The following is a 15,360-nucleotide window of genomic DNA, read 5'->3' on the forward strand; positions in this document are numbered from 1 at the left end:
CCTCACCCGAAACGAGCCGGGAGAACCCGTCATGACCGCCGAGTCCACCGGTGCCGCCGGCGCCGAAGGCGCCAGCTACGCCGCCGCCGGCGTCGACATCGAAGCGGGCGACCGCGCCGTCGACCTGATGAAGGAGTGGGTGAAGAAGGCGCAGCGTCCGGAGTCGCTGGGCGGCCTAGGCGGCTTCGCCGGGCTCTTCGACGCCTCCGTCCTCAAGCGGTACGAGCGGCCGCTGCTCGCGTCCGCCACCGACGGCGTGGGCACCAAGGTCGACATCGCCCGGCGCATGGACATCCACGACTCGATCGGCCACGACCTGGTGGCGATGGTGGTGGACGATCTCGTCGTGTGCGGCGCCGAGCCGCTGTTCATGACCGACTACATCTGCGTCGGCAAGGTGGACCCGCACCGGGTCTCGCAGATCGTCAAGGGCATCGCGGAGGGCTGTGTGCTGGCCGGCTGCGCGCTGGTCGGCGGGGAGACCGCAGAGCACCCGGGCCTGCTGGCCGAGGACGCGTACGACGTCGCGGGCGCGGGCACCGGCGTGGTCGAGGCGGACGCCCTACTGGGAGCCGATCGCATCCGTTCGGGGGACGCCGTCATCGCCATGGCGTCGTCCGGTCTTCACTCGAACGGGTACTCGCTCGTCCGCCATGTGCTTTTCGACCGTGCCGGCTGGTCCCTCGACCGGCAGGTCGAGGACTTCGGGCGCACCCTCGGCGAGGAGCTGCTGGAGCCCACCAAGATCTACTCGCTGGACTGCCTGGCGCTGGCCCGCACCACCGAGGTGCATGCGTTCTCGCACGTCACCGGAGGCGGGCTGGCCGCCAACCTGGCCCGCGTGATCCCGGACGGGCTGCACGCCCGCGTCGACCGCGCGACCTGGACGCCGGGCCCGGTGTTCGGCCTGGTCGGCGCACTGGGCGGAGTCGCGCGCGCGGAGCTGGAGAAGACGCTGAACATGGGCGTCGGTATGGTCGCCGTCGTCCCGCAGTCCGCGGTCGGTGCCACGTTGAGCACGCTGTCCGCGCGGGGTGTCGACGCCTGGGTGGCCGGCGAGGTGACCGAGCGCGGCGACCGCACCGAGGCCGTCACGCTGACCGGCGACCACCCCGGAGCCTGACGCCCCGGCGGGCCTGTCGCCAGCGGTGCGCCGCACGACGGCGGGCAGCACAGAACCCGGTCCGGCGGAGGCCGGACCGGGCGTGTGGCTCAGGGCCGTGACGCTCCGGGAGGACACCGGGCGCCGCTTGCCGCGCGCTTCGTGCTCAGGCGCGACGCCGCTGCGACTCGGAGCGGGAGGACTCGTCGTCCTCGTCGTCCTCGTCGTCGTTGTACAGATCCGCGTACTGTGCGTACGGGTCGTCGTCCAGCTCATCGTCCTCGAACCGCTCGCCGTTCGGCGGCTCCTGGTTCGACGTCGATGCGCCCAGCTCCTCGGCCAGACGCGTGAGGTCGGTCCCACCGCTGTTGTACTTCAGCTGGCGGGCGACCTTCGTCTGCTTGGCCTTGGCCCGGCCGCGCCCCATGGCTCGACCCCCTCAACGACGGGGCTCGACGGCCCCAGAGTCTTGACACGCGTTCATCATTCGACAGCGGACGTGCGGTCTCTCGAGGGAGAGACCGGTCCGTGTGGCTTCAACGGTACCTGCTTCCGCTGCCGTACGGTACGTCGCCCGCACGGCGCGGCCGCTCGCCGCCTCGCCTGGTGACCCGTTTCCCACTGGTCAACGGGGATTTTACCTTCTGCACATCGCACGACCCGCCCAGGGGTGCGTGAGAAGGCTCTCGCCGGGCCGCCGGGCGGCTCCCCGCCGCCCGGCGGGCACCGGCCGCGACCGCCCGGCACCCACCCGCGGGGAGCCGGTGCGGGCGGTCGCGGAGCGTCAGCGCGCCTCCGCCATGCGCTGCTCCGCGATCCGGTCGGCGGCGACGGCCGGGGGCACGTCGTCCCGCGCGGCCCGCTCGAAGATCGCCAGGGTGGTGTCCAGAATGCCCGTGGCCTTTGCCTTGGCACGTGCGAAGTCGAAGCCGTGCAGCTCGTCCGCGACCTGGATCACGCCACCGGCGTTCACCACGTAGTCGGGGGCGTAGAGGATGCCGCGCTGGGCGAGGTCCTTCTCCACGCCCGGGTGGGCGAGCTGGTTGTTGGCGGCACCGCAGACGATCTTCGCGGTGAGCGCCGGGACGGTGGCGTCGTTGAGGGCGCCGCCCAGCGCGCACGGCGCGTACACGTCGAGGCCCTCGGTGTGGATCAGGGTGGCGGTGTCGGCGACCACGGTGATGCCGGGGTGCGCGGCGCGGATCCGCTCGACCGACTCCTCGCGGACGTCCGTGACGAGGACCTCGGCGCCGTCCTCGACCAGGTGCCCCACCAGGTGGCGGCCGACCTTGCCGACGCCGGCGATACCGACCCTGCGGCCGCGCAGCGTGGGCTCGCCCCACAGGTGCTGGGCGCTGGCGCGCATGCCCTGGAATACGCCGAACGCGGTGAGCACGGAGGAGTCGCCGGCGCCGCCGTTCTCGGGGGAGCGGCCGGTCGTCCACTGGCTGGTGCGGGCGACGACGTCCATGTCCTGCACGTAGGTGCCGACATCGCAGGCGGTGACGTACCGGCCGCCGAGCGAGGCGACGAAGCGGCCGTAGGCCTCGAGCAGCGCCTCGGACTTCAGCTTCTCCGGGTCGCCGATGATGACGGCCTTGCCGCCGCCGTGCTCCAGGCCGGCGAGGGCGTTCTTGTACGACATGCCGCGCGACAGGTTCAGCGCGTCGCTGACGGCGTCCGCGTCGGAGGCGTAGGCGTGGAAGCGGGTGCCGCCGAGGGCGGGGCCCAGGGCGGTCGAGTGCACGGCGATCACGGCGCGGAGGCCGCTGTCCCGGTCCTGGCACAGCACGACCTGCTCGTGTCCGCCCTGTTCGGAGCGGAAGAGGGTGTGCAGCACTCCGTCGTCGTTGGCGGAGTGAGGACGTACGTCAGTCACGGTGGTGACTCCTGTAGTCGCGGAGGGGTCGCCCTCCTGAGGGGTGGGAGGAGGGCGATGCTGTCATCTTTCGGCAGCAGGGTACGACTTGTCGGGGCACGGGGGACCGCCGACGGTGACACGATCGTGTGAGGAAGTCGTCCGCCCGGTCCGGCGGTGGAACGAAAGACGTGGAGGAGTGAGCGTGCGGCAGAGCCCCGCGGCAGTGATTCCGTACGCGGCCTACCTGCGGGTGTACGAGCCGCTGGCCGCGTTCCCGGAGGCCGAGCGCGCGCACTGGGCGCGCTACGCGCGCCGGAAGAGGCTGCCCACGGCCCAGGACGAGCTGCGGCGCGCGCTCGCCGACCTGCTGCCGGTGCCGCCGGTGGTGGTGCCCGTCCGGGAGAGCGCGGAGGCATTCGTCACCGACGTCGACGGCGTCACCTGCGTCTGCCCCTGGCGGACGCGGCTGCGGGGCTGGCAGGCCCTGGGCGGCCTCGCCGCCTCGCCGGGTCCGCTGGTGCCGCAGATGCCCGGCCCGGTGCTGGATGCCGCCGTCCCGCCCGTCGTACGCCGGCAGGCGATGGCCGACTACGACCGGTGGCGGGAGCGGAACCCGGACGCCCGGCCGTGGATCCGTTCCGCGCTGTGGCACGTGCCCGTGCGGTGGTTCGCACTCTTCACGGACGAAGAAAGGGAGTTTGCGAAGCCGGAAAGCGGTGAGGAGAGCGGAAGTCAGCAGTCCGTTCTCCGGTACCGGACGCCCATGGTGGAGGCGCGGCGTCGCCTCGCCCGCGGCCTGAAGGTGCTCCGCGAGGAGCTGGAGGACGGTCCGCTCGTCGAGGGTCTGGTCGAGGTGGGCAGCTGGCTGGAGGAGTTCCATCCGAGGTCACTCGTCGAACTGGATTACGGCGGTCTCGCGCACGTGATCCCGGAGGAGCAGCTCGCCGAGGATCACTCTGCGGCGGACGTGGCGGCAGGCGTCGCGGCGCTGCGCGAGGGGGACGCGGAGGCGGCCAACGAGGCGTACGAGCGGCTGACGGAGCGCTGGCGGGCGGTCCGCGACCTCCAGTTCGCGAACTGACACTGACCGGGACCAATGTCCTGAACCGGGCTATCGGCACAAGGTGATGGAAAGCACGTTTTCCGGGTCTTGCTCTCAGGCCCACTCCTCGTGTCAAAATAGGACAACGAGTCCGGAGGGGGTCCTTCTGTCCCGCTAGGGGTAGAAAGATCAGAGTTGCACTCCTTGGTAGGCCTTATGACACCTGACCGCCTTGTGACCCATCGTCACAGGGGCGTAACTGTCCGCTATGGCACGGTCCATCGGCATCCGCCGAGGTTGCACGCCTGAGAGGGCAATTCCATCGGTTTGGCCGACGTGGCTGGACAGATGGTGTAGTTGTAGTGCCGAGGACAAGCCGTTCGTCCTATAACCGACTCGACCCGCGCGCGCCATTTCGGGCAACGCGGGTCAAGGTGCAGAATTTAGAGGAAAGAACCGTATGGTTCGGTTCTCCCGAGGAGGCCGCTCATGACCGCTCGCACCCCTGATGCCGAGCCGCTGCTGACCCCGGCTGAGGTCGCCACCATGTTCCGCGTGGACCCGAAGACGGTCACGCGCTGGGCCAAGGCCGGCAAGCTCACGTCGATCCGCACGCTCGGAGGGCACCGCCGCTACCGCGAGGCGGAGGTCCGCGCTCTGCTCGCGGGCATCCCGCAGCAGCGCAGCGAGGCCTGAATCTTCAGGACGGTAAGCGAAATAACCGCATAATCGGGCGTCTTTCGGGTCCCCCACCCGCCGGACGCCATGCAGTGCGACGACATCGCGCTGGGCTCCGCCGGGCTCAGCGCGATTGCGTTTGGCCTTCGGGGGAACCCGACTCCGGCCTCTCCAGGGGCAGTTGACGGTACACGCCACCGCCTTCCCGGTGCAGTGCAATTGCACATATAAAATCGACGACCCGCCAGGGGTGCGTCAGTTGCACCTCGCGGCCAACATTCTCGGTGAGTCCCGTCACACCGCCGGGGTCTTGTCCCCGTCCGCACTCCACGATAGAGGGAAGGACGCGTCGGGCGGGGGTTCTTCCGTCACTTGGTGAAGGGACTTCGGTCCTCTGCACCCTCCAGCGCGAGGCGCAGCAGCCGGTGGCAGACCGGGCACTGGCGGGTGGAGTGCCGGTAGCGGCTCGCGGCCGCCAGGTGGGCGCGCAGCAGCGCCCGCGTCTCGTGTCGCGCGCGGCGGGGACCGGAGTCGCCGTCCGGAGCTGTCGTCATGGCGCACACCTCCCTGCCACGTTACGTACCGCCCCGGTCGCACCCCGTCAAGCCCTCATCCTCTCGCCGGCCGCAGTGCCGCCCCGCATGCGCCGGACACGCACGACAAAGGCCCGCCCCCACAAGGGGAGCGGGCCACTGCCTACAACGCGGTCCTGACGGGATTTGAACCCGCGGCCTCCACCTTGACAGGGTGGCGAGCACTCCAAACTGCTCCACAGGACCTGGATGTTCGCCGATCCGGACCCGGGGTCCGTGCGGCGCGAGCCAGACTCTACCCCAGCTCAGCCCCGCCACGCGAATCCGTTCGGACGACACCCACCAGGCCCGCCGCGGGGGGCCTAACGCGCCTGCGGCACCGCCGCGTCCACCGCCTTCATGATCCGCTTGTCGGACACCGGATACGCCGTGCCCAGGGCGTGCGCGAAGTAACTGACGCGCAGTTCCTCGAGCATCCAGCGGATGTCGCGGGCCTCCTTCGGCACCGGCTTCCCCGCCGGGAACTGCTCCAGCAGCCACAGGTACTCGTCCCGCATCTCCTGGACCTTCGCCATCCGCGCCCGGTCGCGTTCCGCGTGCTGCGGAAGCTGCTGGAGCCGGCGGTCCGCCGCGACGAGGTACCGCATCAGGTCGGGCAGCCGGCCCGCCCCGTGCTGCGTGACGAAGCCGTCGCAGACCAGCGCGGCCAACTGCTCCCGCACGTCGGTCAGCGAGGCCACCAGCACCGGGCTCGTGATCGACCGGAGCCGCTGCTCGCACGAGTGCCACGCGGCCAGCACCTGCTGCACCTGCTGGACGGTCCGCAGCGTCGCCTCGACCAGGTCGGCGCGCACCGCGTCGAACAGCTTGCGCCACGCGTCCTCGTCCCAGGCCGGACCACCGTGCACGGCGACCAGCCGGTCCGCGGAAGCCCGTACGCAGTCCTCGAAGAGCGCTTGCACGCTGCCGTGCGGGGACCGGGACAGGGCGAGCTTCTGCCGGTTGTCGAGCTGTGACTGGGCGAACTTCGCCGGGTCGGAGGGCAGGTTGAGCAGGATCAGCCGCCGCGTCCCGCGCCACATCGCGGCCTGCTGCTCGTACACGGTGTCGAAGAGCTGCACGGACACCGAGTCCCCGTCGTCCACCAGGGCCGGGTACGCCCGGACCGGCTGGCCGGCGCGTCGGGTCTCGAAGGTGCGGGGCAGCGTGCCCAGCGTCCACGTCGTCAGGCCGCTGCGCCGTCCGAGCCCCGGCTCGGTGGCCGGCCCGGCGGCCGCAGCCAGGCCCGCCTCGTCACCGTCCCGCCGCCCGGCGCCTCCGCGGCGCCCGTCGCGCCCGTCACCCCGTCCGCGCCCCCGTGCGGAGGAGTCGAACGCCTTGGACAGCGCCGCCTTCGTCTTCCCCTTCAGTCGCAGCCGCAGCGCCTCCAGGTCCTTGTCCTCGGCCAGCTTGCGGCGGCGCTCGTCGGTCACCCGGAAGGTGATCTTCAGGTGGTCGGGGACCTTCGCACGGTCGAAGTCCTCCTGGGCGATCCGCACACCCACCATGCGCTGCAGCTCCTGCGCCAGCACCGCCGTCAGCGACCGCTCCAGGGGCGGTCCGCCGTCCGGCCCGTACGCGCCGTCCGGCCCCCACAGGCCGAGGAAGCGCTGCGCGAAGTTCGGCGCCGGCACGTAGTTGCGGCGGATCGGCTTGGGCAGCGACCGGATCAGCTCGGTGACCAACTGCTCGCGCAGGCCGGGGATCTGCCAGTCGAACCCCTCGGACGTCACCTGGTTCAGCACGTGCAGCGGCACGTGCACGGTCACGCCGTCGGCGTCCGTCCCCGGCTCGAACTGGTACGTCACGGGGAAGCGCAGCCGCCCCTGGTGCCACACGTCCGGGTAGTCGGCCTCGGTGACCTGCTCCGCCTGCTCGTTGATGAGCATGGACTTCTCGAAGTTCAGCAGGTCCGGCTCGTCACGGCGCTTCGTCTTCCACCAGGAGTCGAAGTGCGCCCCCGACACGACGTGATCGGGCACCCGTTGGTCGTAGAAGTCGTAGAGCGTCTCATCGTCGACCAGGATGTCGCGGCGTCGCGCCCGGTGCTCGAGCTCCTCGACCTCCTCCAGCAGCTTCCGGTTCTCGCCGAAGAACTGGTGGTGGGTGCGCCAGTCGCCCTCCACCAGCGCGTTCCGGATGAACAGGTCGCGGCAGGTCTCGGGGTCGATGCGCCCGTAGTTGACCTTGCGCTGCGCGACGAGCGGCACGCCGTACAGCGTGACCCGCTCGTACGCCATGACCGCGGCCTGCTTCTGCTCCCAGTGCGGCTCGCTGTAGGTGCGCTTGACGAGGTGCTGCGCGAGCGGTTCGACCCACTCCGGCTCGATCTTCGCGTTGACCCGTGCCCACAGCCGCGAAGTCTCCACCAGCTCCGCCGACATCACCCAGCGCGGCGGCTTCCGGAATAGCGCGGACCCGGGGAATATCGCGAACTTCGCGCTCCGCGCGCCCAGGTACTCGTTCTTCTCGGTCTCCTTGAGCCCCACATGCGACAGCAGGCCGGCCAGCAGCGACTGGTGCACGGCCGTCGCGTCCACCTCGTCCTTCGGCTCGCCGATCTGGATGCCGAGCTGCTTCACCACCTGGCGGAGCTGGGCGTAGATGTCCTGCCACTCGCGTATGCGCAGGTAGTTGAGGTATTCCGACCTGCACATCCGGCGGAACGCGGACGACGACAGCGCCTTCTGCTGTTCGCGCACGTAGCGCCACAGATTGAGGAACGCGAGGAAGTCGCTGCCCTCGTCCTTGAAGCGCGCGTGTTGCTGGTCGGCCTGCTGCTGCTTGTCCGACGGGCGCTCGCGCGGGTCCTGGAGGGACAGCGCGGCCGCGATGACCATGACCTCGCGGACACACCCGTTGCGGTCCGCCTCCAGCACCATGCGCGCCAGCCGCGGGTCGACCGGGAGCTGGGCGAGCTGCCGGCCGGTCCTCGTCAGGCGCTTGCGCGGGTCCTTCTGCCGCGTGTCCAGCGCGTGCAGTTCCTCCAGCAGCTGCACACCGGCCTTGATGCTGCGGTGGTCCGGCGGGTCGATGAAGGGGAACTTCTCGATATCGCCCAGACCGGCCGCGGTCATCTGGAGGATGACGGAGGCCAGGTTGGTCCGCAGGATCTCGGCGTCGGTGAACTCGGGGCGGGAGAGGAAGTCGTCCTCCGAGTACAGCCGGATGCAGATGCCGTCCGACGTACGGCCGCAGCGGCCCTTGCGCTGGTTGGCGCTGGCCTGCGAGACGGCTTCGATGGGAAGGCGCTGCACCTTGGTGCGGTGGCTGTAGCGCGAGATGCGGGCGGTGCCCGGGTCGATCACGTACTTGATGCCGGGGACGGTCAGCGACGTCTCCGCGACGTTGGTGGCGAGGACGATGCGGCGTCCGGAGTGGCGCTGGAAGACGCGGTGCTGCTCGGCGTGCGAGAGGCGCGCGTACAGCGGCAGCACCTCGGTCTGTCTCAGTTTCCTCTTGTTCAGCGCGTCGGCGGTGTCGCGGATCTCACGTTCGCCGGAGAGGAAGACCAGCACGTCGCCGGGGCCCTCGGCCTGGAGTTCGTCGACCGCGTCGCAGATCGCGGTGACCTGGTCGCGGTCCTTCTCGTCGGAGTCCTCCTCCAGCAACGGCCGGTACCGCACCTCCACCGGGTACGTGCGGCCGCTGACCTCGACGATCGGGGCGTCGCCGAAGTGGCGGGAGAACCGCTCGGGGTCGATCGTCGCGGAGGTGATCACGACCTTGAGATCGGGGCGGCGGGGCAGGAGCTGCGCGAGGTAGCCGAGGAGGAAGTCGATGTTGAGGCTGCGTTCGTGCGCCTCGTCGATGATCAGAGTGTCGTACTGGCGCAGCTCGCCGTCGGTCTGGATCTCGGCCAGCAGGATGCCGTCCGTCATCAGCTTGACCAGCGTGTGGTCCTTCACCTGGTCGGTGAAGCGGACCTTCCAGCCCACCGTCTCGCCCAGCGGCGAATTCAGCTCCTCCGCCACGCGCTCCGCGACCGTGCGGGCCGCGATGCGGCGGGGCTGGGTGTGGCCGATGGTGCCGCGCAGGCCGCGGCCCAGCTCCATGCAGATCTTCGGGATCTGCGTGGTCTTGCCGGAACCCGTCTCACCGGCGACGATCACGACCTGGTGGTCGCGGATCGCCTCCAGGATCGCGTCCTTCTTCTGGCTGACCGGGAGCTGCTCGGGGTAGGTGATCGCCGGAACCGCGTCCCGGCGGGAGGCGACCCGCAGCTCGGAGACGTCCATCGCGTCCGCGATCTCGCGGAGCACGGCGTCCCGCGCCTCCGGCTTGCGGATGCGGCGCGCGCCGTCGAGACGGCGCCCCAGCCGCTGCTGGTCGCGCAGCATCAGCTCGGGCAGGCGCTCCAGCAGGGCGGGGAGCGTCGGGGCGGCGGCAGGAGGTCTGGACATACGGACCCCAGGATCGCACCTCACGGATTCGGGTGGCGAATCAATTCCGGGCCACGGCCCCCCTGCCCGGCGCTGCCGAGTCCCCGCCGAACCGCTCCCTGCCGCTGCCGGAACATCCTGTAGATCCCCTTTGCGGTGATCCGGGTGAGCGACGAGGAGCGGGACGCGGCCGGGACACCGGAGGAGCCGGACGGTGCTGGTGCGCCGGAGGCAGTGGAGGCAGTGGAGGCAGCGGGAACGCCGGGGGCACGGTCGGGCCCGTGCGGCTGGTGGGCCCGTCGTCGGCGAGGCCGACCCGGGCGTGCGGCGTACCGCCTTCGTCCGTGGTCCGTTCGTCGGCCCGCGGCGGCGGGACGGCACGTCCGTCCGGCATCGTCGTCATGCCACCACGCTCGCACGGACCACTGACATCGGAGGGGTGCCGCGAGGTCTCCCTCCCCGGTCTCCGCGGCTCCGTACCCCGGCGGAGTGCGGGTGAGTACGGCGACTCAGGCCCCGGGGCGCCGAACGGCGTTGGACGGGCGCATGACCGAGACGACCGCCCGCACACCCCCGCTCCGAGGTCCTGGATCGCCCCGCTGATCAGCGCTCTCGTCACGCTGCCGGTGGGCTTCGTCGTCCTCGGTATCGCCGGGTTGTCAGATGGCCTGCGACTCGTGCTTCGGCAGCGAGGCCGACTGTTTCGAGGACAGCTTCGCCACCGCCTTCGCCGTCTTCTGCTGGAACCTGCTCGTCCCGGCCGGCCTGCTCGTCCTGAGCTGGGCCCTGCCCCGGCAGCGGCGTTTCGCCGCGCTCCGGGCGCTGGTGTCGGTCCTGGCGCCGGTCGCGGTCGTCGTGCTGTACCTCGTCTTCAGCGCCCTCGTCCAGTGGCCGGCGTGACGACCCCCGCCCGCCGCCTGCGCGCGGGCGGCGGCTCCGCGCCGAAGACCCAGGGGGCGAGGACGAGTTCGGCCCCGTCGGGGTCCCGGAAGGTGACGGCGTCGTTGAGGGTCCAGTAGCGGTTCTGCCCGACCGGCTCGTGACCGGCGTCCGTCAGCCGGCCGACGACGGCGTCCCGGGCCGCACGGCCGGGGAGGTACAGCACCAGCTGTTCGTGCGGACGGCCGCCCGGCAACGATCCGTCTTCCGGGAGCAGTTCGAATGTCGCCGCCGTACCCGGCAGCCCGAAGATCGCCACCCCGTGCCCGTCCGGACCGTCCTCGGCCAGGTGCACCACGGGAAGGCGGACGACGTCGCGGTAGAACGCCACCGCCTCCGCGTACCGGCGCGAGCGCCGCGCCGCTCGGGCCGCCGCCACGGTCGCCGTGTCCGCCTCAGGCACCACGCGGACGTTGAAGGCGTGCGAGCCCAACGCCCCGGCCACGCCCAGGAAGAGCAGCGCGAAATGCTCCTGGCCACGTGCCGTGCGGATGCCGCCGAGGTCCAGGAGAGACGTCTCCGGCCAGCCGAGATCGTGCAGCAGCCCGCCCACGACGGCTTTCGCGCCGGCGTCGTCGCCGGACAGGAACACCGTGGACGGTCCGCTCAGCCCGCCCGGATCGCGCATCACCGAGGCGGTCACCGTGCACAGCGTCTTGACCACCCGAAGCACCGGATGCGCGGCCTGGAGCCGTTCGCCCAGAGACACGCCGGGATGGGCGAGGGCACCGTCCTGCGTGAAGCCGATGCCGACGTCCAGCAGCACCGTGCCGGCCCGCACCTCCCCGCCGAGCGACGCGAGCACCGCTTCCGACTCCGTGCCGGGCGTCGCGTTCACCAGCACCTCACCGTGTGCCGCGGCTTCGGCGAGCGACCGTACGTCCGGCCCGGCGTCCCCCCGTTCCGCCGGGGCCCGCGACCCCAGCACCACCTCGTGCCCGGCCGCCGCCCATCCCTCTCCCAGCGCCCGCGCGACGTTCCCCGTCCCCAGAATCCCGATCCGCATGCCCCCGAACCTACGCAGCCCCCGCCCTCGCCGGATCGACCCGGAGACCGGTTCCGCCGGCACCCGGACGTAGGTCCGCCGACGTAGGGGAGGTCGTCGGCGTGCGAGGGCGCCGGGCCGTGGCTAGCGTGAAAGGAGGGGAAGCCCCTCGATACGGAAAGAGGGCAGAGTGATGGCCGTACGACCGGAAGGCACCCCCTGCTGGGCCGACGCGATGTTCGACGACGCCGATGCGGCGAAGCGCTTCTACGGCGACGTGCTGGGTTGGACGTTCGCCGAACCCGACCCGCGGTTCGGCGACTACGCGCAGGCGTACGCCGACGGCAAGGCCGTCGCCGCCGTCTCGCCCACCATGCCCGGCATGGAAGGCGGCGCCGGCGCCTGGTGCCTCTACCTCGCCTCGCCCGACCTCGACGCGACCGCGCAGAAGGTGCGGGATGCGGGTGGCGAGGTGTTGATGGGGCCGATGGACGTCGGCGACTTCGGCGGGATGCTCCTCGTCCGCGACCCGGGCGGCGTCGTCTTCGGCGTCTGGCGGGCCGGCACGCATCAGGGCTTCGACGCCGAGGCCGTCCCCGGCGCGTACTGCTGGGCGGAGGTCTACACCCGGGAGGCGCCGGCGGCCGACACCTTCTTCTCCCGCGTCTTCCCGTACCGCGTGCGGCACGTGGAGGACACCGGAGGCATGGACTTCAACGTCTACGCACTCGGTGAGGACGCCGTCCTCGGCCGGATGAAGATGAACGCGGCGGACTTCCCGCCCGAGGTCCCGTCCTACCTCAACGTCTACTTCACCGTGCCGGACTGCGACGACGCCGTCGCGAGGGTGACCGAGAGCGGCGGCAGGCTCCACTTCGGCCCCGTGGACACGCCGTTCGGCCGCTTCGCCTCCCTCGGCGACCCGCAGGGCGCGGCGTTCTCCGTCATCGACATCACCACGACGGAAGGCGAGATGCCGAAGATCACCGATGTGTCCTGACACGGTCCGCGTGAGCGCGGCAGCGACCCCCTGCCCCCTCCACGCAGGGAGCGGCCGAAACCGCAACGGTGATCCCCTGCCGGACACGTCCGGCAGGGGATCACCGTTGTCCGCGACCCGATCAACGTCTACCCGCCCATCCAGGGACCGTCCATCTGAAACCGGTTCGGCCAGACCCCGCCGTCCTCGCACCACCGGGTCTTCTCCAACTGGGGCTACCTGAACGACTGGTCGGTGAACACCTACCAGAGTCCGGGAGCCACGGTCGTCTCGCCGTTCGGCAGCAAGACGGCGTCGGGCAGCCCGGTGTCTGTCCGCGTGGTCACTGTCACCCCAGGCTGGGCCACCGGGAACCTCGCCGACGGCGGCTGGCGCATCGGTCTGGAGGTCATCAACAAGACCCGCTATGCCTGCTACATCCCCCGCGCTGCGGGCACGGGGCTGGGCGACGAGACGGCCGTGGGCCGCGTCGGCACGGAGAACAGCGGGCCGCAGCAGGCCTGCTGAGCGGTCACCCCTGCCGTCGTCGTCGGCCGATGCCGTCACCTCACGAGAAAAGCCCCTGCCGGACGTATCCGGCAGGGGCTTTCCCCTGTTCACGCGGTGTGGCTGGGGCCGGGGTCGAACCGGCGACCTTCCGCTTTTCAGGCGGACGCTCGTACCAACTGAGCTACCCAGCCACAGCGGTCCTGACGGGATTTGAACCCGCGGCCTCCACCTTGACAGGGTGGCGAGCACTCCAAACTGCTCCACAGGACCAAGCTCGTGCTGTGCGCGAACCAGTCTCGCACAGGGTGGTGCGTGCCCCCAACGGGATTCGAACCCGTGCTACCGCCTTGAAAGGGCGGCGTCCTGGGCCACTAGACGATGAGGGCTGATGACCCACCTGGGCGCTTCGCAGCGCGTCGGGGACGTGAGAAGCATATGGGATGGCGGGACGGAACGCCAAAACGGATTCCCGTACGACCGTGGTCGGTGGAACGCCGCAGGTCACGGCGCCGCCTCCCGGGTGGGGGCGCCGGTGGTGGGCGGGATGCCGGGTGCGGGGCTGCCCGGGCTGGGCGTGCCGGGCGGCTCGCCCGGCACCGAAGGTGACGGCGAGGGGGAGGAGGGGGATGGCGTGGGCTCCGGCGGGTTCACGTCGCCGGGCAGATGCCGGCTGACCTCGGCCTTGGACAGCCCCAGCCCGCCGAGCGTGATCGAGTCCCAGGCCTGGAGCTGGTCGGTCTCCTCGTCCAGGTAGAGCACGGTGGCCTGCACCTGCTGCGGGTCGTCGTCCTCGACGGCGCGGAGGCCGCCGCCGCCTGTGGTGCCCTCGACCATCAGGCGGGTGCCGTCCTCGAGGATCTCGTTGCTGCGCTTGTGGGTGTGGCCCGCGAGGGCGAGCGGCACCTCGCCGTCGGTCTCGGCGGCGGCGACCGGGTTGTGCATCACGGCGATGTCCACGGGGGTGTCCTGTGCCGCCTGCTTGCGGAGCGCGAACGCCAGCTCACGCCCGGCGGCGCGTTCCGCCGGGTCACCCTCGGGGACGACGGAACGGTCGGGGGTGAACTGCGGGTCGCCCATGCCGGCGATGCGGACGCCCGCGACGGTCACGGCGACGCCGTTGTCCAGCACGTACACGCCGTCGCCCAGCTCGGCCATGGCCGCCTGCGTCTCGATGGAGTCGTGGTTGCCGCGCACCCACACGTAGGGGGCGCCGAGGTCCGGGATGGGGTCGAGGAAGTAGTTCTCGGCGGCGGTGCCGTGGTCCATGGTGTCGCCGGCGTCGACGATGACGTCGATGTCGTACTGCTCGACCAGGGAGCGCACGACGCTCCACGCGATCGGGTTGAGATGGATGTCGGAGACGTGCAGCACGCGCGTGGTGTTCGGCGACGGCTGGTAGGCGGGCAGGGTGGAGGTCGCCTCGTAGAGCTTGGTGACGTTGGTGACCAGCCGGGCCAGTTCCTCCTGGTAGACGCCGAAGTCCGTGACGATGCTGCGGGCGCTGCCCACCACGGACGGCGCGCTGGCGAGCAGGCCGGAGAACTTCGGCTCCAGCACCGACTTCGGGTTCCACGTCGCGAACGCCGTGACGCCGGACGTGGCGAGCAGCGCGAGAGCGAGTCCGCCCGCGGCCAGGGCGCGACGCGGGCGCCGGTAGACGGCCAGGCCCAGCACCGTGGAGCCGAGCACCACGGCGACGACCGTGCGTACCGCGACGTCGAGCACGCCGTCCTGCACGTCGGTGGTGATCTCGTTCTCGAGGCCGTTGATCCGTTCCGGGTGGCTGACGAGGGCGGTGGACCGTACGGGGTCGAGCTGGTCGACGTTCACGTCGAGGCGGAGCGGCGCGTGATGGCTGTCCAACTCCAGGGAGCCGAGCGGCGACACGTTGATCTTCGTGCCGCCGGAGAGCGAGGGGCGCAGGGTCATCGTGGTGTCCATCGGCCCGATGCCGGTGCGCACGTTTCCCACGATCAGCAGGCCCAGCCAGGCTCCCAGGAGGGTGACGGCGACCAGGCCGCCCGCACGCTTCCACCGCTGCGCGGGGCGCCCCTCCCGGGGCAGCTCCGCACCTTGCGGGGGCTGCGCCGCCCCGTCGGCGGCCCCGGCGGTGGGGCCGTTGCGCGGACGTCTCACCCACCGCCGTACGCGCGCTGCGGTGGCGCGTCCCGCGCGCCCGGCACGTGAGAGGGCGGCTCCCGGCGATCGGAACGGACGGAGGGTCGGACGGTGCCGTTCTTCACGGGCGGCCATGGAGCCCCCTATGCCCTGGACGCAGGAGATTCATGCAGAACAGGGGCATTGAACACC

The 15,360-nt window shown here is 71.2% G+C and carries 12 protein-coding genes and 4 tRNA genes; 6 read left to right on the forward strand and 10 right to left on the reverse strand.

Going from position 1 to position 15,360, the window contains the following annotated elements; genetic code table 11:
- Positions 1-31 precede the first annotated feature (31 nt).
- A complete protein-coding gene (gene purM, locus E4198_RS13675; RefSeq protein WP_136183398.1) occupies positions 32-1,123 on the forward strand; it encodes a phosphoribosylformylglycinamidine cyclo-ligase in 1,092 nt (363 codons plus the stop codon).
- Between the two features lie 145 nt (positions 1,124-1,268).
- Here the strand turns inward: purM and E4198_RS13680 are convergent, their stop codons facing one another.
- Together E4198_RS13680 and E4198_RS13685 are read right to left on the reverse strand one after the other, a co-directional pair.
- Positions 1,269-1,529 (reverse strand): DUF3073 domain-containing protein, encoded by a 261-nt coding sequence (locus E4198_RS13680; RefSeq protein ID WP_136183399.1) that lies wholly within the window; start codon positions 1,527-1,529, stop codon positions 1,269-1,271.
- A 357-nt stretch (positions 1,530-1,886) separates the two neighbouring features.
- The gene (locus tag E4198_RS13685) at positions 1,887-2,981 is read right to left on the reverse strand and encodes a Glu/Leu/Phe/Val dehydrogenase dimerization domain-containing protein (protein WP_136183400.1); all 1,095 of its coding nucleotides are present in this window, start codon (positions 2,979-2,981) and stop codon (positions 1,887-1,889) included.
- Positions 2,982-3,165: 184 nt separating this feature from the next.
- Here E4198_RS13685 and E4198_RS13690 point away from each other — a divergent pair, with 184 nt between their 5' ends.
- The gene (locus tag E4198_RS13690; RefSeq protein ID WP_136183401.1) at positions 3,166-4,044 is read left to right on the forward strand and encodes a hypothetical protein; all 879 of its coding nucleotides are present in this window, start codon (positions 3,166-3,168) and stop codon (positions 4,042-4,044) included.
- Positions 4,045-4,494: 450 nt separating this feature from the next.
- Positions 4,495-4,701: a developmental transcriptional regulator BldC gene (gene bldC, locus E4198_RS13695; protein WP_003949541.1), complete on the forward strand. Its 207-nt coding sequence runs from the start codon at positions 4,495-4,497 to the stop codon at positions 4,699-4,701.
- Between the two features lie 350 nt (positions 4,702-5,051).
- On the opposite strand, the gene E4198_RS13700 is transcribed toward bldC, so the two are convergent.
- From E4198_RS13700 to hrpA, 3 genes are all read right to left on the reverse strand, one after another.
- Positions 5,052-5,237, reverse strand: a complete 186-nt coding sequence (locus E4198_RS13700; RefSeq protein ID WP_037790357.1) for a DUF6274 family protein — start codon at positions 5,235-5,237, stop codon at positions 5,052-5,054.
- A 150-nt stretch (positions 5,238-5,387) separates the two neighbouring features.
- Positions 5,388-5,462: transfer RNA gene (locus tag E4198_RS13705), tRNA-Asp, on the reverse strand.
- Between the two features lie 116 nt (positions 5,463-5,578).
- The gene (hrpA, locus tag E4198_RS13710; RefSeq protein ID WP_136183402.1) at positions 5,579-9,658 is read right to left on the reverse strand and encodes an ATP-dependent RNA helicase HrpA; all 4,080 of its coding nucleotides are present in this window, start codon (positions 9,656-9,658) and stop codon (positions 5,579-5,581) included.
- 642 nt (positions 9,659-10,300) lie between these two features.
- Here hrpA and E4198_RS13715 point away from each other — a divergent pair.
- Complete coding sequence (locus tag E4198_RS13715; RefSeq protein WP_247597672.1) at positions 10,301-10,537, forward strand: hypothetical protein; 237 nt, start codon at positions 10,301-10,303, stop codon at positions 10,535-10,537.
- On the opposite strand, the gene E4198_RS25805 is transcribed toward E4198_RS13715, so the two are convergent.
- Positions 10,509-11,582, reverse strand: coding sequence for an NAD(P)-binding domain-containing protein (locus E4198_RS25805; RefSeq protein WP_210732821.1), 1,074 nt, complete (start codon positions 11,580-11,582; stop codon positions 10,509-10,511). The genes E4198_RS13715 and E4198_RS25805 overlap by 29 nt on opposite strands.
- Before the next feature lie 172 nt (positions 11,583-11,754).
- Between E4198_RS25805 and E4198_RS13725 the strand changes: the two genes are divergently transcribed.
- A complete protein-coding gene (locus tag E4198_RS13725) occupies positions 11,755-12,561 on the forward strand; it encodes a VOC family protein (RefSeq protein WP_136183403.1) in 807 nt (268 codons plus the stop codon).
- Between the two features lie 234 nt (positions 12,562-12,795).
- The gene (locus tag E4198_RS13730) at positions 12,796-13,068 is read left to right on the forward strand and encodes a hypothetical protein (protein WP_247597673.1); all 273 of its coding nucleotides are present in this window, start codon (positions 12,796-12,798) and stop codon (positions 13,066-13,068) included.
- A gap of 99 nt (positions 13,069-13,167) precedes the next feature.
- On the opposite strand, the gene E4198_RS13735 is transcribed toward E4198_RS13730, so the two are convergent.
- The 4 genes from E4198_RS13735 to E4198_RS13750 all read right to left on the reverse strand — a co-directional run bounded on the left by E4198_RS13735 (position 13,168) and on the right by E4198_RS13750 (position 15,303).
- Positions 13,168-13,241 (reverse strand) — tRNA-Phe (locus E4198_RS13735).
- A 4-nt stretch (positions 13,242-13,245) separates the two neighbouring features.
- Positions 13,246-13,320, reverse strand: a tRNA-Asp gene (locus E4198_RS13740).
- Between the two features lie 43 nt (positions 13,321-13,363).
- Positions 13,364-13,436, reverse strand: a tRNA-Glu gene (locus tag E4198_RS13745).
- 115 nt (positions 13,437-13,551) lie between these two features.
- The gene (locus tag E4198_RS13750) at positions 13,552-15,303 is read right to left on the reverse strand and encodes a metallophosphoesterase (RefSeq protein WP_136183404.1); all 1,752 of its coding nucleotides are present in this window, start codon (positions 15,301-15,303) and stop codon (positions 13,552-13,554) included.
- Between the last annotated feature and the right edge of the window lie 57 nt (positions 15,304-15,360).

The sequence above is a fragment of the Streptomyces sp. RKND-216 genome, assembly GCF_004795255.1.
GTDB lineage: Bacteria > Actinomycetota > Actinomycetes > Streptomycetales > Streptomycetaceae > Streptomyces > Streptomyces hazeniae.

Coding starts and splice junctions, on each gene's coding strand:
- purM (WP_136183398.1), top strand. CDS start 32: ATGACCGCCGAGTCCACCGGTGCCGCCGGCGCCGAAGGCGCCAGCTAC.
- E4198_RS13680 (WP_136183399.1), bottom strand. CDS start 1,529: ATGGGGCGCGGCCGGGCCAAGGCCAAGCAGACGAAGGTCGCCCGCCAG.
- bldC (WP_003949541.1), top strand. CDS start 4,495: ATGACCGCTCGCACCCCTGATGCCGAGCCGCTGCTGACCCCGGCTGAG.
- E4198_RS13700 (WP_037790357.1), bottom strand. CDS start 5,237: ATGACGACAGCTCCGGACGGCGACTCCGGTCCCCGCCGCGCGCGACAC.
- hrpA (WP_136183402.1), bottom strand. CDS start 9,658: ATGTCCAGACCTCCTGCCGCCGCCCCGACGCTCCCCGCCCTGCTGGAG.
- E4198_RS13715 (WP_247597672.1), top strand. CDS start 10,301: ATGGCCTGCGACTCGTGCTTCGGCAGCGAGGCCGACTGTTTCGAGGAC.
- E4198_RS25805 (WP_210732821.1), bottom strand. CDS start 11,582: ATGCGGATCGGGATTCTGGGGACGGGGAACGTCGCGCGGGCGCTGGGA.
- E4198_RS13725 (WP_136183403.1), top strand. CDS start 11,755: ATGGCCGTACGACCGGAAGGCACCCCCTGCTGGGCCGACGCGATGTTC.
- E4198_RS13750 (WP_136183404.1), bottom strand. CDS start 15,303: ATGGCCGCCCGTGAAGAACGGCACCGTCCGACCCTCCGTCCGTTCCGA.